Raw genomic sequence first — 17,809 nt, 5'->3', positions numbered from 1 at the left:
GATGAGCTTCATCTTTTCCACACATCCCCTGCACCCCGCGGCCAAGGCCATGCTTCAGGGAGCGGGTGATCTGCGTATCGCGTCCGCGCCCGATCCCGAAACCTTGCTGCGAGAAGGACGGGGTGCGGGCATTGTCATCGTGCGCGCGCCGATCCCGCCGGTTTTCTTCGAGGATGCGCCGGCGCTCCGTGCGGCGATCCGCCATGGTGCCGGCCTCGACATGGTGCCGATGGAGGCGGCGACCCGCGCCGGTGTGCTTGTCGCCAACGTGCCTGGTGTCAATGCGTCGACTGTCGCCGAACATGTGTTCCTGGTGACACTGGCTCTGCTCAGGCGCTTCCGCCAGATGGACGGGGACCTGCGTCAGAACGGCTGGGCAGCAGGCCGCGCCCAGGCGGATGCTGCCGTCGACCTCGGCGGCCGCACTATGGGTATCGTCGGCATGGGCAATGTCGGGAAGGCGATCTTCAAGATTGCAAAGTTCGGCTTTGGCCTCGAGGTGGTCGCCACGAGCCGGTCGCCGGGAAGTGTGCCGGAGGGCGCGCGCTTCCTGACAATCGATGAGCTCGTCGCGCTGGCCGATATCCTTGTGCTTTGCTGCCCGCTGACGCCCGGGACAACTGGCTTGCTCCATGCCGGGCGCATCGCTCGGATGAGGCCCGATGCCATTCTGGTCAACGTTTCGCGCGGTCCCGTGGTCGATGACGCGGCGCTGATCGAGGCCTTGCGCGGCGGCCGCATCGGCGGAGCGGCGCTCGACGTCTTTGCTACGCAACCACTGCCGTTAGATCATCCCTATTTCGGCTTTGCCAACGTCATCGTCACTCCGCATCTGGCTGGTCTGACGGAAGAGAGCATGATGCGCATGGGAACAGGCGCGGCCAGCGAAGCGCTGCGCGTCATCAAAGGCGACCTGCCCGTCAATTTGCGGAATCCCGAAGTGGTAGAGCACTACCGCCGGCGCTTTCCGACATAACGCGGCTGCGAGCGGGAAGGCCGGCTGCCATGCCACGCGCAGAGACATCTTTTTGTATGGAGCAGGTCAGACCGCATGCCGCAGGCTTACCCCGCTGCCGGCGTCAAAAAGGACGACCTTTTCCGGATTCCACGAAAAGCGAACCGTGTCCTCAATCCGAAGTACCGTTTGCGTCGGCACGGTCGCGTGGATGAACTTCTCGCCGGTGCGTAGCGTCACAATCTTTTCGACGCCATGGTTCTCCACGTCGTGCACCCGCGCTTCCCCTGGCGCGCCGCTGTCGAGGAAGATGTCCTCCGGACGGATGCCGAAGGTGAGCGGGCGACCGTCCGCCGCGATCGCCCGGCCGTTGCCGAACGGCAGCCGGTAGCCCTCGCTGGCCACTGCCTCGCCGCCGGCAAGCGTACCGGTGATCAGGTTCATCGGCGGTGAACCGACGGCGCGCGCGACGAAGGTGTTGGCCGGGTTCCGGTAGATCTCCTGCGGTGTGCCTGTCTGCACCAGTTGGCCGTTGTTCAGGACGCCGATCTTGTCGCCCATGGACATGGCCTCTATCTGGTCATGGGTGACGAAGAGGAAGGTCGCGCCGAGGTTCATCTGCAGGTTCTTCAACTCAGTGCGCAACGCTTCGCGAAGCTTCGCGTCGAGCGCCGAAAGCGGTTCGTCCATCAGGAAGACCCGCGGCTTGCGCACGATGGCCCGACCGATCGAGACGCGCTGCATCTCACCTCCCGACAGCCGATCCGTCTTGCGGTCGAGCAGATGCTCGATGCGCAGGGTCTTTGCAACCCGTGCCACGCGCTCCTGGATTTCCGGAGGGTCAATGCGGCGAATGCGGGATTTCAATGGAAATTCCAGGTTCTCCCGAACCGTATAACGCGGGTAAAGCGAGTATTGCTGGAGCACCAGGGCTACGTCCCGCTCGGCGGCGCCCCAGTCGGCGACGTCGTGCCCGTCTATGAAGATCTGGCCCGCCGTCGGCTTCTCAAGACCGGCGATCAGGCGCAGCGTCGTCGTCTTGCCGGCCCCGGTCTGCCCGAGCAGCACGAAGAACTCGCCGTCGGCGATGTCGATGTTCAGGTTTTTAAGTGCCGTGTGGGTGCCGAAAGTCTTGGTGATGCCCTTGAGTTCGATATGCGCCATCAGAGTCTGATCCCAAGCGATGAACCGGTTGCCGTGTTGAAGAAATGCGCCTGGGCGGGGTCGATGCGGGCCCAGACGGCCTCGCCCGGACCGGGCACGAAACCGCTTTTGGTGCGCGCCCGGATCATCTGCTGACCGACCTTCAGGTCTACGATGTCGTGCGAACCGAGCGGCTCTATAATATGCGCCTCTACCGGCACGAAGCCCTCACGCGCCTCCCGCGAAACGACCACGCCCTCCGGCCGAACCCCGAGTGTCAGCTGCCCGCTCGCGGCCCTCGCCTCAGAGAGGCGGTTGGCCAGGACAGCGGGGAACTCGAAGCCCGTTGTCCCATCGCCGACCTGCACACTCGTGTGGCCGCCCGTTTCACTGACGGTTGCCGGCGCCATGTTCATGACGGGGCTTCCGACAAATTGCGCCACGAACATGTTGGCGGGCTGCCCGTAAACCTCTTCCGGCGTGCCGACCTGCTGAAGGATCCCCTCGTGCATGATGACGATGCGATCGGCGAGCGACATGGCCTCCACCTGGTCATGCGTCACGTAGATAGTGGTTGAACCCTGCTTGATATGCAGACGCTTGATTTCCGCCCGCATCTCCTCTCGCAGCTTCGCGTCCAGCGCACCGATCGGCTCGTCCATCAGCATCGCTTTCGGGCGTCGCACCAGCGCGCGGCCGATTGCGACACGTTGCATATCGCCACCTGACAGCGCCGATGGCTTGCGGGCCAGCAGATCGGTGATGCGCAGCACGGCGGCGATCTCGCGGACCGCCCTGTCGACATCGGCGCGGCTCATTCGGGTGGCGCGAAGCGGGAAGGCGATGTTTTCGTAGACCGTCATGTGCGGATAGAGCGAGAAGGATTGGAACACCATGGCGATGTCCCGGCCTGATGCCTTGATATGCTGCACCGGCTGGCCGTCGATCAGGATGTCGCCGTCGTCGATCGTCTCCAGACCCGCAATGGCGCGCAACGTCGTCGTCTTGCCGCAGCCCGATTGTCCGAGCAGTACGATGAACTCGTTGTCGTCGATGGCAAGATTGAGATCTTTGATGACCTGGACGGCACCGAAATACTTCTGGATAGCGCGAAGCTCGATCTGCGTCATGAGTGGCTGCCTTCGTCTGGTTGCGCATCCCGGGGGATCTTGGTCGTCACCATGAAGGCGATCAGTCCGACAAGCGTCATCGTCATGCCATAACGGTGCAGAAACAGATTCCATGGCTGGCACAGCGCGATGATGCCGAAGATCATCAGGTACTGCGAACCGGGCTCGAGATATCTCTGGTTGACGGTGCGCAACGTCATTTGCGGATCGCTCCAAAGCTCATGCCGCGCAGGAGGTGGTTCCTGAGCAGGAAGGTGAAGATGGCGACCGGTAGCAGGAACAGGAAGGTCCCGGCCGCGATGACCGTCCAATCCGGCAGGCCGGAGCCGACCTGGCTGGGAATGAAGGGTGGGGCGGTTTGCGCCCGCCGGTTCGTCATGATGAGCGCAAAGGCATACTCGTTCCAGGCGGTGATGAAGCAGAAGACGGCGGTTGCGGCTATGCCGGTCGCTGCTTCCGGAATGACGATCTTGAAAAAGGCTTCCATCCGCGTGTAGCCGTCAACGAGCGCGGCCTCCTCGTATTCCTTCGGGATCTCATCGATGAAACCCTTCATCAGCCAAACAGAGAAGGAAAGGTTGAAGGCAGTGTAGAGTATGATGAGGCCCCAATGCGTGTCGTTGAGGCCGACGGCGCGGTACATGAGGAACATCGGGATCGCTACGACGACAGGTGGCAGCATGCGAGTCGACAGGATGAAGAATAGAAGGTCTGCCTCCCCCTTCACTCTGAAGCGTGAGAAACCGTACGCCGTGAAAGTTCCCATTCCCACCGCCAGCAGCGTGGAGGTGATGGCGACGATCAGCGAATTCATGAAGCGGTTCGGATAGCCGGACGGCTGCACCTCGCCGCGGCCGGAGCGGACGATCTTCTCGCCGCCGTCGAACACCATCCGCTCCCACCAGGGGGCGGCGGCATATTCTTCGGGCGTCGGCACCCCGCGTAGCTGTGAGCGCTTGGTGAAGAGCTTCACGAAAGGCGAGAGTTCAGGCTCGAAGACCACCGTCGGCGGGATGGTGGTGGCGAGGTTGCGAGGCTTGAAGGCCGTCGAGGTAATCCAGTAGATCGGCGCCAGGAAGATCAGCGTAATGACCAGTACCGCGGCGATCGCAATCCGGTTCAGCGCGCGTTCGGAGCGTGTTTGGACGGCAGCCATCTCAGCGCTCCTTCACTTTGTTGAGGTACTTGACGTAAATGTTGGTGATCGCGAGGATCATGATGAGCACGATGTAGGCGAGTGCGCAGGAGCGCCCCGTCTGCCATTCCTGGAAGGCCATCTTATAGAGCCGAATGGAGATCACCTCCGTCGTCGGCTGGCTGGTCAGGATGTAGGCGAGGTCGAAGGTTTTGAAGGCTTCCATCGTCCGGAAGATAATTGCGATCATCAGGATCGGCGCCACCAGCGGCAGTGTGATGCGGAAGAAGGTATAGAATGGTCCCGCCCGGTCGATCGCCGCTGCCTCGTAGAGGTGCTTTGGCACGGCCGAAAGGCCGGCGAGCGACAGCAGCATCACGAACGGCGACCACATCCAGATATCAGTGATGGCGACCGCATAGAGCGCCACATCCGGATTCGACAGCCACTCGAAGGAGCCGAGGCCGAGCGTGTAGTTGATGATGCCAAAGGAGGGATCGTAGAGCAGCTTCCAGAAGAGGCCGACCACTGCCATCGACAGCATCATCGGCAGCAGCAGCAGTGTCGTCAGAAGACCCTTCATCGGAATGTCGCGGTTGAGCAGCATCGCCGTGCCGAAGCCGACGATCACCTGTCCCGTAACGGAGACGATCACATATTTCGCGGTGATGGCAAAGTTAGACCATATGAACGGATCGTTGAGCAGCTCGCGGTAGTTCTGCAGGCCGACGAAATTGACCGGCGCGTTCGACGAGGCGCGAAAGTCGGTGAAGGAATAGCCGAGCGAGTAGATCAGCGGGAAGATGTTGAAGACGATCAGAAACAGGATCGTCGGGATGATGAACAGGTTGCGAATGCGGATGTCGCTCATGCCACGCGACGCGGCACGCGATTTCGTGTCCAGCGATGTCATGACTGCGGTGGCCAATCCTCTCCTCCTCCGAGAGTTCGGCGCCGGATGCCGGAAGGCATCACAATGCGCGAAGTGAATGCCGGGCGCCGCGCCCTCTCGAACCGCGCCTTGGGCGCGAGATGCAGAATGAAATGGGAGGGGCGGCGGGGCCCCTTCCGCTGATCGCGTTTTGCTACTTGTTGCGTCCGTATTTCTTGAACGTCGCGTTCCAGTCAGCCGCCAGAGCGTCGAGCGCTTCCTTCGCTGAGCCTTGGCCAGCGGTGACGAAAGGATAAATCCGCTGGTTCATCTGGATCAGCAGTTCGGCATATTCAGGAGTTGCCCAAAAGTCCTTCACCTTGAACATGGTCTCGTAGAAAGCCTTGTTATAGGGTGTCGCGTTCTGAAATTCCGGAGATTCAAGCACCTTGGCGCTTGCCGTGTAGCCGCCGAGTTCGGCCCAGCGCTTCTGGGTCTCGTCCTTGATGAACCATTCGAGGAATTTCATCGCCTCTTCCTGGTTCTTTGAATAGGAGATGATCGATATGCCCTGGCCACCGAGCGCTGCGAACTGCTCGCCGTTCGGACCAGCCGGGTTGGCAAAGAAGCCGGTAACCTTGGCGTTCGGGTTCGATGCCTCGTTCACCAGAGCCGGGAAGAAGGCGAAATAGTTCATGCTCATCGCCGCCAGGTTCTCGGTAATCGCCTGGTTATTCTCGACGAAGAAGGACTTGGCCCAGCCCGGAGGCGTAAAGCCGTACAGCTCGCGATACAATTCGAGCGCTTTGACGTTCTTCTCAGAGTTGACGATGCCGTCAACCTTGTAGTTCTGGTAGTCGCCGAGTTCACCTCCGAACGAGAAGATTGCGTTCTCGACACCCATGACGAGACCGTCATAAGAATTGTCGGTGTAGATGGCTATTCCGTAGCGCTTCTGATCTGGGCGATGGAAGAACTCGGCGATGTCGCGCATCTGGGCCCATGTCTTCGGTGGGGCGAGGTCGTAACCGTATTTCGCCTTGAACGCCTCCATCTCCTTGGGATCTTCGAACCAGTCCTTTCGGTATGACCAGCCGACGGCGTCACCTTCTGCAGGAACTGACCAGTACTTCTTCGAGTTCGCCGGATACTCGGAGTAGTACTTCACCGTCGCCGGAGCCATCACCTGGGTCAGATTGTGCTTGGTGAAAAATTCGGTGAGATCGACGTAGTGTCCTGCTTCTGACGCAGCCCCGATCCACTGGCTGTCGCCGACGACCAGGTCATAGGCTGAGCCCTTTGCGTTGAATTCGGTGAAGGCCTTGGTCTGAAAGTCGGACCATGGTGTGGTCTCGACAGTGACCTTGACGCCGGTTTCAGCCTCGTATTCGTTGGCAAGTTCCTGAAGGTAATTTGCCGGGTCCCACTCGGCCCAGAAAATTGTCAGTTCCTGGGCCTGTGCGGACGTGCCGCAGGCCCACATCAATCCGACACCGGCAATGAGACCGGTCATAGTTTTGCGCATAACGTTTCCTCCCATTTATGCACGCTTCCCGCGTCGTCGCGGGCCTCCCGATCTGGCTTCTTGATCCTCCTGGGTGGTTTTCGTGCTGGCGTCCTCCCCGACACCTAGCGCGTTCAGATCTCAAGCCTGAATATTATTTCCCTGATCTGGTAGTACCAAACGCCATTATCGTCAAGGGCGACCCTTCGAGAGCTTCATCAACGGCACGCCTTCCAGAATTCTGGATATTCTCCCGCAATCTGTGGCTCCATTGATGCAGATCTGTGGAGCGATCTTTCTTTTCTCGTCGCCAACGGCGACCACGATACAAACGACATCACCTCATCTGGTCGAACCAGTTGGCGGGCTTCCATATCATCCTTTGCTCTCAGCCTGACGTAACGCGCTGTCAACGAGCGCCTTGGCAGCCCACTCGGCAACAGACTGGGCGCTTTCGGAGGTGAGGCCCCAGATATCCTTCAGAACGATCAGCACCTCGACGCCGAAAACAAGCGAAAGCGCCTGTGCAAGGCGTTCCCGGGACTCAGGCGGCACGGTGCCCTGCAGAGGGGCCGTAACGCACTTCAGCAGGTCGACGCGGTGGCCGCGCGTGAACAGCGGCTCGTTGCCGAGCGTTCCCGCCTGACGCTGTGCCCACTGGTCCAGCGAGAGTTTCAGCGCGGCCTTGAAAGTGGCCTCGAACTCGTCGATGCGCGGCATCGCGGTCGCCAAAAGGTCGGCGACGCGGGTGCGTGCATCCGGACTGTCGGACGACCAGCCGAGTATTGGTCCCAGAGCCTCATCGACCACGGCATGCACGAGCGCGGCCTGGCTCGGAAAGTAGCGGTAGGCCGTCGCGCGCGACACTTCGGCCGCCTCGGCCACTTCGCTTACCGAGGGAGTGATGCCCGACTGCATGAGCCGCGTTGCGGTTTCGAGCATCAGTTTTCGCGTGCGGGCACGGGGGCCTCGCTCGGTCCTCGCTGTTTCGTTCTGTTGACGTGAGACATCCATATCTTTATGATACGCGAGTCTCAAAAATTTGCAAGAGTCCATCGCTTGCCCCGTGGTGGATGTGCTGGGGAGGAACCCAACCGGTCTGGGAGGGGAAATGAAGCGGATCTACGCAGTCGGCACGGCCGACACGAAGGGCGAGGAGCTTGCCTATCTTGCCGCTTGCATCGAAGCTGCGGGCGGGTCTGTTGTACGCGTCGACGTCGGCATCCGTGAGCCCCGGACCGTCGTCGATGTGAACGCCAATGCGGTTGCCGCATGCCACCCCGACGGTGCTGTAGCCGTCCTTGCCTGTGAGGACCGCGGCCGGGCGGTCGAAGCGATGGGCATTGCCTTCGCGCGCTTCCTCGTGGAGCGCCGGGACATCGCCGGCATCATCGGTATCGGCGGAGGTGGGGGCACTTCGATCATTACTGCGGGCATGCGCCAATTGCGGCTCGGTCTGCCAAAGATCATGGTCTCGACACTCGCCTCCGGCGATGTTGCTCCCTATGTCGATGTTTCCGACATCGTGATGATGCCTTCAGTCACGGACATGGCGGGTCTGAACCGGCTCAGCCGCGTCATTCTTCACAACGCCGCCCAGGCGATCACCGCCATGTCCCGCCGGCCGGCTGAGGTGACTGCATCGAAACCGGCGCTCGGGCTTACCATGTTCGGCGTGACCACACCCGCCGTATCCGCCATGGTCGAGCGCCTGCGTGCGGACTATGATTGCCTGGTCTTCCACGCTACCGGCACGGGCGGGCGGGCAATGGAGAAGCTTGCCGACAGTGGTGTGATCTCAGGCGTACTCGATATCACGACGACCGAGGTCTGCGACCTGCTTTTCGGAGGCGTCCTGCCTGCCACCGCGGACCGTTTCGATGCGATTGCCCGCACCGGCCTGCCCTATGTCGGCTCGGCCGGCGCGCTCGATATGGTGAACTTCTGGGCGCCGGAGACTGTCCCTCAACGCTATGCTGGCCGGCTGTTTTACCGCCACAACCCGAACGTCACCTTGATGCGCACGACCTCGGCCGAATGCGCTGAGGTCGGCCGCTGGATCGGCGAAAAGCTCAATCTCTGCCACGGCCCCGTACGCTTCCTTGTTCCTGAAAAGGGCATCTCGGCCCTCGATATTGAAGGCGGTGCGTTCTTCGATCCGCAAGCCGACGCCGCGCTCTTTGCCGCCCTTGAGGCGACGGTGAAGCCAACGGTGTCGCGACGCATTGTTCGCTTGCCGCTCCATATCAACGACCCGCACTTCGCAGAAGCCGCCGTCGCGGCCTATCGTGACATCGCCAACCCCTGAGAGACAGAATTGATGCCAGCCATACCGCGCAAGACCATTCTCGAAAAATTCCACGGCATGATCGCAGCCGGCGTGCCGATCGTCGGCGCCGGCGCCGGCACCGGCATCTCTGCCAAGGCTGAGGAGGCCGGCGGCATCGATCTCATCATAATCTACAATTCTGGGCGCTACCGCATGGCGGGGCGCGGGTCGGCGGCCGGACTGCTGGCCTATGGCAACGCCAACGAAATTGTGAAGGACATGGCGCTCGAAGTGTTGCCGGTCGTGAAAAAGACGCCGGTGCTCGCCGGCGTCAATGGCACTGACCCCTTCGTGCTGATGCCGCGCTTCCTCGCCGACCTGAAGGCTATGGGCTTTTCAGGTGTACAGAACTTCCCAACCATCGGCCTCTTCGACGGCCGGATGCGGCAGAGTTTCGAGGAAACAGGCATGAGCTACAATCTGGAGGTCGAGATGATCGCCATTGCCCACGGGCTCGACCTGCTGACGACGCCCTATGTCTTCAACGAGAGCGAGGCTATCGCCATGGCCGTCGCCGGCGCCGACATCGTCGTGGCGCATATGGGGGTAACGACCGGCGGCACGATCGGCGCCACATCCGGCAAGTCGCTTGATGACTGCGTCGACGAGATCGCCGCGATCGCCAAGGCGGCGCGGTCCGTGCGCGACGACGTCATCGTCCTCTGCCACGGCGGCCCAATCTCCATGCCGGAGGATGCGCGCTACGTCCTCGAGCGTTGTGCTGGCTGCCACGGCTTTTATGGTGCAAGCTCGATGGAGCGCCTGCCGGCAGAGGCTGCAATCCGCAAGCAGACGGAAGACTTCAAGGCGCTCGCCCTTAATGCGGGCGCCTGAGAAAGGGCATGGAGGAGGCCGTTTCGTGGAAAAGAACAAGTACTTCATCTATCCCCAGGATGTGAGCGCCTTCGGTTTTGACTGGGGCAAGCTGTCGCTGACAGTGGCGCCCGAGGTCAACGGCTCCAGCCGCTTTTCTGGAGGCGTCGTCGAACTGCCATGTGGCGAGGGCCATTCCCGCCACAATCATCCGGGCGCAGAGGAAATCATCTTCGTGATTTCAGGTGAGGGCGAGCAGATGGTCGAGGACGAGAACGGTAATCCGATGACGCGGCGGGTGGCTAGCGGCTGCACAATCTATATTCCCGAAAGTCGCTTTCATTCGACCAAGAACACTGGCGGTGGGCCTATGCTCCTCTTCGTGGTCTACTCACCGGTGGGGCCGGAGCTTGCGCTTCGCGATTTGCCGGACTTCCGCCTGCTGCCGCAGGGCCTCTGAGGCGGACATCCATATCCTGGGAGGAAAGACAATGAACGACAATGCAGGGCAAGCAAGGCAGCCCACTGTGGCGCCGTTCGATACGGCCAAGCTCGACCGCCTCATGGAGGAAGCCGGTATCGACGTCATCGCCGCCACTTCAAAACACAACACGCAATATCTCATGGGCGGCTACAAGTTCATCTTCTTCGCCGCCATGGATGCGATCGGGCATAGCCGGTACCTGCCGATGGTAATTTACGAGAAAGGCGCGCCTGATCACTCCGCCTATGTGGGAAACCGCATGGAAGGCGCAGAGCACCAGAACAATCCATTCTGGACGCCCGCAGTGCATACGGCGACCTGGGGCACGCAGGACGCAGCCGGGCTCGCCGTCGAGCACCTGAAGAAAATCGGCAAGGCGAGTGGGCGGATCGGCATCGAGCCAGCCTTCCTGCCATCCGACGCCCGCGATCTTCTTGCCTCTCGGCTGGATGGCGCTCGATTTGTCGATGCCACGCATGTTTTGGAGCGGCTGAGGGCCGTCAAGACAGCGGACGAACTGGCAAAGCTCAGACGCGCCTCCGAACTGATCACCGACTCGATGCTGGCGACGATCGCGGCGGCCCGCGCCGGCTCGACGAAACTGGAGATCATCGAGCAGCTGCGCCGGGAGGAGACGAACCGCGGGCTGCACTTCGAATATTGTCTGCTGACGCTCGGCGCCAGTCACAACCGCGCGGGCTCGCCGCAGGCCTGGGCCGAGGGCGAGATCCTGTCAATCGATTCAGGCGGCAACTATCACGGATATATCGGTGACCTCTGCCGCATGGGCGTGCTCGGTGAACCGGATGCGGAGCTGGAGGACCTTCTGGCTGAAGTCGAACGTATCCAGCAAGCGGCCTTCGCCAAAGTCAGAGCAGGGGTTCTTGGCAGTGAAATGATCGTCGCGGCGGAAGCCGAGCTCAAGGCCTCGCCATCGGCGGCCTTCACCGACTTCTTCTGCCATGGTATGGGCCTCATCACCCACGAAGCGCCGTTCCTCATGACGAATCACCCCGTCGCTTATGAGGGAATCGATGCCGACAAGCCGCTGGAAGCCGGCAATGTCATTTCGGTCGAGACGACGATGCTTCACCCGAAGCGTGGTTTCATCAAGCTGGAGGATACGCTGGCGATCACCGACAAGGGATATGAAATGTTCGGCGACCGTGGACGCGGCTGGAACCGCGGCGGAGTGTGATTGCGCTCCGAGAGCCCTCAATGAAAGGCCCGGCAGATGTCACTGCCCGGCCTTTCGGTTTCTTGGTGCGGTGGTCTCAAGTGTGGCGGATCTCCGTTCCCAGCACCTTCAGGCATTCGCGCATAAAGGCGGCGAGCGCCGTCCAACCCTTGGCCGAGACCATTGTACCGTCGACATGGGCCTCGGTTGGCGACAGGTCGATATAGGTTCCGCCCGCCAGGGTGACCTCGGGCTCGCAGGCAGCAAGCGCACCCACCGTCTTGCCGCGAACGACACCATCGACCGCGATCAGAATCTGGACCCCGTGGCAGATAGTGAATATCGGCTTCCTCTGCTCATGAAAGTGGCGCACCATCGCCTGCACGCGTTTGTCAGTGCGGATATATTCCGGTCCGCGCCCGCCGGCACAGTAGACGGCATGATACTGGTCGAGTTGTTCCGCGGCCTCGGAAAACGTCTTGTTGATCGTGACGTTGTGCCCGAGTTTTTCCGTATAGGTCTGATCCCCCTCGAAATCGTGCAGCGAGGTCCTGAGGATGTCGCCGGCCTTCTTGTCCGGGCACACGACGTGCACCGTATGACCGACCGCCTCCATTGCCTGCTGGAAGACGAAGATTTCATACTCCTCGGTGAAATCGCCGGTCAGCATCAGGATTTTCTTGCCTGGCATAGGTTCTCCTCCTCGTTGTTAGATCGGGCAAGCGGGTCTTGCCTTCCCAGTTCCTCAGATTTCGTCGAACGCCGGCAACAGCCGGTCGCGCGAATGTTCGATGTGGATGCGCATTGCACTCGCAGCCGCGCCCGGGTCGCGCGCCGCAAAGGCATCGAGCAGCATTTGATGCTCGCCGAGCGCCTCCTCGGTGACACGGCGATGGAACATCAGGCGAAAGATGTGGAAATGCGTGTGTTGGAATGCCAGTGTCTCGCGGATCAACTCGTTGCCGGCAAACTCCATGATGCGGTCATGGAAAATGGCGTCGTTGCGGGCGAAGGCCGAATAGTTCACCCGCTCGTCCCTATTGTTGCTCCGCGACATCACACCTGCGGCTTCCGTCAGGATGGTCAGCTTTTCGTCGTCCATCGCCTGGGCCGCCTTCGCCGCGCCGGCGGGTTCCAGCAGCAGACGAAGTTCATAGAGCTCGTCGAAGCGGCGGCGTGTAATTTGGGGCGCAGCGCGATAGCCGACGAGATGCTGCTTGACGACGAGGCCTTCGCCTTCAAGCCGGCCGAGGGCTTCGCGGATCGGCGTGTGGGAGACGTTGAACTCCCTGACCAGATTGTCGACCGTGATGCGCTGACCTGGTGCGATCTTTAACGACATGAGCTGGTTGAAGATTGCCTCGTAGACGTCGCCGGCCAGACTGTTGGCGCGCAGTATCTGGGTCGTGCCCGTCATAGGTTCTCTGAGTCTCGTAGAAATCATCTGCTGCCTTGCCTCTTGACAGCTTCAATCGCTAGCACGATGCTGCGTCCGAGACAATCCTATATCCTATACGATTTAATATAGGGAGGAAAAATCATGCGAGTTGCCGAAGCGGAAGCCCTTGCGCTTGCCACCCACGTGCTGGAGGAGCATGGCGCACCGCCTGACCATGCGGCCCTGCAGGCTCGCGTCTTGGTAACGGCCGAGATGAAGGGGCACCCCTCCCACGGCCTGTACCGGCTTCCGCTCCTGGTCGAAAGGATCGAGCGCGGTGTTGTCGACCCGCAGTCGAAGGGAACGCAGCGCTGGCGCGCGGATGCGGTGCTGGAGGTCGAGGGTTCAGCGGGATTTGGCCCCGTCGTCGCCCAGACGGGGATCGAGCGGCTGGCGCCCCATATTCCTGATCTTGGCATCGGCCTCGTCACCGTGCGCAATGCGAACCATCTCGGCATGCTTGCGCATTATGTGGAGACCATCTCTGCAATGGGATTCGTGGGCATTGCGCTTTCTTCGAGCGAGGCGCTTGTCCATCCCTACGGCGGTACACGGGCGATGCTCGGCACCAACCCCATCGCCATCGGCGTCCCGACCGCCGCGGATCCTCTGGTGCTCGACCTCGCCACCAGCATCGTGCCGATGGGCAGGATACATCACTATGCGGCGACCGGCAGATCCATTCCGGAGGGCTGGGCGCGCGATGCGGCCGGCAACCCGACGACCGACCCGCGGCGTGCCAAGGCCGGCGCGATCGCGCCCTTCGGAGATGCGAAGGGCTATGGCCTCGGCCTTGCCATCGAGCTGCTGGTGGCGGCCCTTGCAGGTTCCGCGCTCGCACCGGACGTGCACGGCACGCTCGACAGCCAATCGCCATGCAACCAGGGTGACGTCTTCATCCTGATCGAACCCAGTCTGGCGCCGGGCCTCGCCGCGCGCCTGTCAGCCTATCTCGCTGCCGTGCGCGCCTCACCATCCGAGATTGCTGGCGAGCCGGTTCTCGTCCCCGGCGATCGTGCCCGTCAGCGGCGGGCGGCTGCCCGCCGCAACGGTTTTGAGATCGACCAATGCCTCTGGGAAGACCTCAACGCGCTTTCCTCCTCCCGCATTCTGGCCTTCGAGGGACAAGGATCATGAGCCTGTTTGCCGCCTTGAGGCTGCCGCGGGAGATCCTGTTCGGTATCGGCCAGCGCCATGCGCTCGCGAGCGTCGCCAGCAGGACCGGCCGGCGCGCGCTCGTCTGCACGGACGCGCGTTTTGCCTCAACGCCCGCCTTCGCTGAAATGATCTCCGCCATCGAAGCCGCCGGCATCTCCGTACTGGTCCATGATCAGACGCTGCCGGACGTGCCGCGCGACACGGTCGCCGCTTGCGTTGAGGCCGCGCGTGGCTTTAAGCCCGATATGGTGATCGGCATCGGCGGTGGCAGCTGCCTCGACATGGCGAAATGCGCGTCGCTGTTGCTCTCTCATGGCGGCGCGCTTTCCGATTACTATGGTGAGTTCAAGGTGCCGGCACCGGTCCTGCCGATCATTGCTGTGCCGACCACGGCAGGCACAGGCTCCGAGGTGACGCCGGTGGCGGTTGTATCCGATCCAGACCGCACCCTGAAGGTTGGCATTTCGAGCCCCTATCTCATCGCCGCCGCGGCGATATGTGATCCGGATCTCACCGTATCCTGCCCGCCTGGGCTCACGGCGGTTGCCGGTGCGGATGCCCTGACGCATGCCATCGAAGCCTTCACGGCGATGCGTCGCCCCGGCGACCCGGAACTTGCGCAGCAGCATGTGTTTGTCGGCAAGAGCGACCTGTCCGACCAGTTCGCACTATATGCTATCCGGCTCCTCAGCCGGAGCCTTGAAAAGGCCTTCACCGACGGTTCGGACATCGAAGCGCGCTGCGATGTGATGATGGGTGCGCTCGCGGCGGGCTGTGCCTTCGGAACCGCAGGCACCGCTGCCGCCCATGCGGTGCAATACCCTGTCGGTGCTCTGACCCATACGCCGCACGGGCTCGGGGTGGCTACGATGCTGCCCTATGTAATGACATTCAACCGCCGCGTCGCTGCAGCGGAGATTGCCGCTGTCGGTAGGGCGCTCGGCCTCGACCCCAATGGCGTTGAGAACGACACGGCGGTTGCCGATTCCGCAATAACCGAGGTGAGCCGCCTCTTTGCCACGATCGGGATTGCGCCGACGCTCGCCAGACTCGGCCTACCTGAAGACCGGATCGACTGGGCGGCCGAGCAGGCACTCGGCATCGGCCGGCTGATCAAAAATAATCCACGGCAGCTCGATTCAGCCGCCATGCGGGGCCTGTTGCGGGCAGCCTATGACGGCGACCTTGCCGCTTCCGCCCTCTGAACCGGGAAATCATCATGAACATCAACAAGACTTCTCCAAATCTAGACTACGATCCCTTCGCGCTCAACTCGTTTTCCCGCGGCCTCTATATTGGCGGGGTCTGGCGGCCTGCAGGCGGCGAGGGTTGGATCCAGGTGATCGATCCCGCGACGGAGGTCGTCATTGCCGCCGTGCCGGATGCGGGCCTTGCGGATGCGGCAGCCGCGGTGGATGCCGCGGCGAGCGCCGCGGAGAGCTGGCGCGAGACTGCGCCGAGGAAGCGGTCCGAGATACTACGCCGCTGCTTCGAACTTATGGTGGAGCGCTCCGAAACGCTTGCCAGGCTCATTTGTCTCGAAAACGGAAAAGCGTTGCGCGACGCGCGCGGCGAGGTGGCCTATGCGGCGGAGTTCTTTCGGTGGAACGCTGAGGAGGCGGTGCGCATCTCGGGTGAGTTCGGCATTGCGCCGGCCGGTGGAAACCGGATCGTCGTCGATTACCAGCCTATCGGCGTCTGCGTTCTCATCACACCCTGGAATTTCCCGGCCGCCATGGCGACCCGCAAGATTGCGCCCGCCCTTGCCGCCGGCTGCACCGTCATCCTGAAGCCGGCGAGCGAGACTCCGTTGACGGCCTATGCGCTTGCGGCTCTCTACGAGGAGGCCGGGGTGCCGCGGGGCGTCGTGAACGTGATGACGACATCGACGCCTGGCCCTGTCATCGCCGCCATGCTGGCCGACCCGCGGGTGCGAAAACTCTCCTTCACAGGCTCGACGGGCGTCGGTCGCACGCTTCTGGCGGAAGCGGCGAAAAATGTGATCTCCTGCTCGATGGAACTCGGCGGCAACGCGCCTTTCATCGTATTCGACGACGCCGACATTGACGCGGCGATCGAGGGGCTGATGGTGGCGAAAATGCGCAATGCCGGTGAGGCCTGCACGGCTGCGAACCGCATTTATGTCCAATCCGGTATCCACGATGACTTCGCGGAAAAATTTGCACGACGCATGGCCGCCCTCAGGGTCGGCCCCGGCGTAAATGCGGATACCGCATGCGGTCCGATGATCACACGCAAGGCGGTGGAGAAGATCGAGCGCCTGGTTGCGGACGCCATTTCCCGCGGCGCGCGCGCGCTCTGCGGCGGACGAACATTGGCGGGACGGGGCTTTTTCTATCCGCCGACGGTGCTTGTCGATGTTTCCCCGGCCGCGGACTTGGGCTGTGAGGAGATTTTCGGTCCTGTTGCGCCGCTCTATCGTTTCGAGACCGAGGCAGAGGTCATTGCTGCCGCGAACAATACGGAGTATGGCCTCGCCGCCTACATCTATACCCGCGACATCGGCCGGGGCTTGCGCGTCGCCTCAAAGGTCGAGGCGGGCATGATCGCGCTCAATCGAGGACTGGTCTCCGATCCCGCTGCCCCCTTTGGCGGCGTGAAGCAGAGCGGCCTCGGACGTGAAGGAGGGCAGCATCACGGAATCGCAGAGTTCATGGAAGCCAAGTACATTGCCACAAGCTTCTGAGGGGGAGCCCGTGGCCGTCGATCCTTTCCGCACTCGTGACCATGTCACGGATTTCGACGAGATTGTCGACGATATCCGTGCCCGCAGCCTTGCGACCCGGCGCACTGTAACAATGGAATCCAACATTGCCTACGGAACCGGCCCGGACGAGACGCTCGACATTTTCCTTCCAAGCAACGCCGGGTCGGACATGCCGATCCACATGTTCATCCACGGTGGCTATTGGCGGATGTTTTCCAAGGAGGATTATTCCTGCGTCGCTGAAACCATTACCGGAGTTGGAGCGGTCGCGGCCATCGTCGATTATTCCTTGATGCCCGCCGTGAGAATGGACGTCCTGGTTGGTCAGGTCCTGAAAGCTAAGGCTTTCCTGCTGGCGCATGCAAATCGTTTTGGCGCCACACGGAAGCAGTTCTCCGTCAGCGGTCACTCCGCCGGTGCACATCTTGCAACCTTTCTCTTCCACCGCTCTCCGGCGCCTTCGGGCGTGGTCGCCGCTTTCCTCCTTGGCGGCCTATACGATCTCGAGCCCCTGCAGACCTCCTTCCTCCGTGAGGAGATCGCGCTGAGCGATGAGGAGGTGCTACGGTTTACGCCAATGCGTCACGAACACGACCCTGCAACGCGTGTCGCTATCATGACCGGCGAACTGGAAACTGATCCATTCAGAAGACAGGCGAACGCGTTCAAAAAATTTCTCGCCGCCCAAGGGCTTGAAGTGCGGGAATCGCTTGTCGCAGACGGCAATCACATGAGCACGGTACGCGATCTCGCCGTCGCCGGCACACCTGTGGCGGCGGCATTGCGCGCCGCAATTGTTGATGCCGGTGCGAGATCCGAGCGATCAGCTTACCCCTGACCGCCGCTTTTCATGATCATCGCAGTCGAAGAGTGACGCATCGTTATAACAGGCGATCAACATGTACCGACGAGCGTCGGCAAAATGGAGGCCGCCTATGCGGCTG

General features: G+C 61.7%; 18 protein-coding genes. 9 read left to right on the top strand and 9 right to left on the bottom strand.

The genetic code is table 11. The features are described 5' to 3' along the window. The first annotated feature begins 1 nt into the window (after position 1). Positions 2–976, top strand: a complete 975-nt coding sequence (locus tag RHE_RS28405; RefSeq protein ID WP_011428685.1) for an NAD(P)-dependent oxidoreductase — start codon at positions 2–4, stop codon at positions 974–976. A gap of 66 nt (positions 977–1,042) precedes the next feature. Here RHE_RS28405 and RHE_RS28400 read toward each other — a convergent pair whose 3' ends face one another. The 7 genes from RHE_RS28400 to RHE_RS28370 form a co-directional block, all read right to left on the bottom strand. After that, complete coding sequence (locus RHE_RS28400) at positions 1,043–2,119, bottom strand: ABC transporter ATP-binding protein (RefSeq protein ID WP_011428684.1); 1,077 nt, start codon at positions 2,117–2,119, stop codon at positions 1,043–1,045. Further along, the gene (locus tag RHE_RS28395) at positions 2,119–3,228 is read right to left on the bottom strand and encodes an ABC transporter ATP-binding protein (RefSeq protein WP_020919558.1); all 1,110 of its coding nucleotides are present in this window, start codon (positions 3,226–3,228) and stop codon (positions 2,119–2,121) included. Before RHE_RS28395 ends, RHE_RS28400 begins: the two co-directional genes overlap by 1 nt. Next, positions 3,225–3,428: a hypothetical protein gene (locus RHE_RS28390; protein ID WP_020919559.1), complete on the bottom strand. Its 204-nt coding sequence runs from the start codon at positions 3,426–3,428 to the stop codon at positions 3,225–3,227. Before RHE_RS28390 ends, RHE_RS28395 begins: the two co-directional genes overlap by 4 nt. Next, complete coding sequence (locus RHE_RS28385) at positions 3,425–4,384, bottom strand: carbohydrate ABC transporter permease (protein ID WP_011428682.1); 960 nt, start codon at positions 4,382–4,384, stop codon at positions 3,425–3,427. Before RHE_RS28385 ends, RHE_RS28390 begins: the two co-directional genes overlap by 4 nt. A 1-nt stretch (position 4,385) precedes the next feature. Further along, positions 4,386–5,291 carry a carbohydrate ABC transporter permease gene (locus RHE_RS28380; protein ID WP_041679317.1) on the bottom strand — a complete coding sequence of 302 codons (906 nt, stop codon included), beginning with the start codon at positions 5,289–5,291 and terminating at the stop codon, positions 4,386–4,388. Between the two features lie 157 nt (positions 5,292–5,448). Further along, positions 5,449–6,759, bottom strand: coding sequence for an ABC transporter substrate-binding protein (locus RHE_RS28375; protein ID WP_011428680.1), 1,311 nt, complete (start codon positions 6,757–6,759; stop codon positions 5,449–5,451). A 354-nt stretch (positions 6,760–7,113) separates the two neighbouring features. After that, complete coding sequence (locus RHE_RS28370; RefSeq protein WP_020919560.1) at positions 7,114–7,752, bottom strand: TetR/AcrR family transcriptional regulator; 639 nt, start codon at positions 7,750–7,752, stop codon at positions 7,114–7,116. Positions 7,753–7,849: 97 nt separating this feature from the next. Between RHE_RS28370 and RHE_RS28365 the strand changes: the two genes are divergently transcribed. The 4 genes from RHE_RS28365 to RHE_RS28350 are packed head-to-tail and all read left to right on the top strand — an operon-like array spanning position 7,850 to position 11,562. After that, positions 7,850–9,046: a Tm-1-like ATP-binding domain-containing protein gene (locus tag RHE_RS28365; RefSeq protein WP_011428678.1), complete on the top strand. Its 1,197-nt coding sequence runs from the start codon at positions 7,850–7,852 to the stop codon at positions 9,044–9,046. A gap of 12 nt (positions 9,047–9,058) precedes the next feature. Continuing rightward, positions 9,059–9,901, top strand: coding sequence for a phosphoenolpyruvate hydrolase family protein (locus RHE_RS28360; protein ID WP_042120008.1), 843 nt, complete (start codon positions 9,059–9,061; stop codon positions 9,899–9,901). Positions 9,902–9,926: 25 nt separating this feature from the next. Further along, positions 9,927–10,340, top strand: a complete 414-nt coding sequence (locus tag RHE_RS28355) for a cupin domain-containing protein (RefSeq protein WP_042120057.1) — start codon at positions 9,927–9,929, stop codon at positions 10,338–10,340. Between the two features lie 31 nt (positions 10,341–10,371). Next, complete coding sequence (locus tag RHE_RS28350) at positions 10,372–11,562, top strand: M24 family metallopeptidase (RefSeq protein WP_011428675.1); 1,191 nt, start codon at positions 10,372–10,374, stop codon at positions 11,560–11,562. Between the two features lie 76 nt (positions 11,563–11,638). Here the strand turns inward: RHE_RS28350 and RHE_RS28345 are convergent, their stop codons facing one another. Then, positions 11,639–12,232, bottom strand: a complete 594-nt coding sequence (locus tag RHE_RS28345; protein ID WP_011428674.1) for a DJ-1/PfpI family protein — start codon at positions 12,230–12,232, stop codon at positions 11,639–11,641. Between the two features lie 54 nt (positions 12,233–12,286). Then, entirely contained in the window at positions 12,287–12,985 is a 699-nt protein-coding gene (locus RHE_RS28340) for a GntR family transcriptional regulator (protein WP_011428673.1), read from the bottom strand. A 96-nt stretch (positions 12,986–13,081) separates the two neighbouring features. Between RHE_RS28340 and RHE_RS28335 the strand changes: the two genes are divergently transcribed. Genes RHE_RS28335 through RHE_RS28320 form a run of 4 tightly spaced genes read left to right on the top strand, consistent with a single transcriptional unit; the run spans position 13,082 to position 17,703 of the window. After that, complete coding sequence (locus tag RHE_RS28335) at positions 13,082–14,116, top strand: Ldh family oxidoreductase (RefSeq protein ID WP_011428672.1); 1,035 nt, start codon at positions 13,082–13,084, stop codon at positions 14,114–14,116. Beyond that, on the top strand, positions 14,113–15,342 hold the full coding sequence (locus RHE_RS28330) for an iron-containing alcohol dehydrogenase (RefSeq protein ID WP_011428671.1): 1,230 nt from the start codon (positions 14,113–14,115) through the stop codon (positions 15,340–15,342). The genes RHE_RS28335 and RHE_RS28330 overlap by 4 nt, the downstream gene beginning before the upstream one ends. A gap of 14 nt (positions 15,343–15,356) precedes the next feature. Continuing rightward, positions 15,357–16,844 (top strand): NAD-dependent succinate-semialdehyde dehydrogenase, encoded by a 1,488-nt coding sequence (locus RHE_RS28325; RefSeq protein WP_011428670.1) that lies wholly within the window; start codon positions 15,357–15,359, stop codon positions 16,842–16,844. 10 nt (positions 16,845–16,854) lie between these two features. Continuing rightward, complete coding sequence (locus RHE_RS28320; RefSeq protein ID WP_011428669.1) at positions 16,855–17,703, top strand: alpha/beta hydrolase; 849 nt, start codon at positions 16,855–16,857, stop codon at positions 17,701–17,703. Positions 17,704–17,809 lie beyond the last annotated feature (106 nt).

Origin of the sequence: Rhizobium etli CFN 42 (assembly GCF_000092045.1) — a bacterium.
In the GTDB taxonomy this organism is placed as follows: domain Bacteria; phylum Pseudomonadota; class Alphaproteobacteria; order Rhizobiales; family Rhizobiaceae; genus Rhizobium; species Rhizobium etli.
The sequence above is the reverse complement of the archived record's forward strand: the minus strand, read 5'-3'. Positions and strand labels throughout refer to the sequence as shown.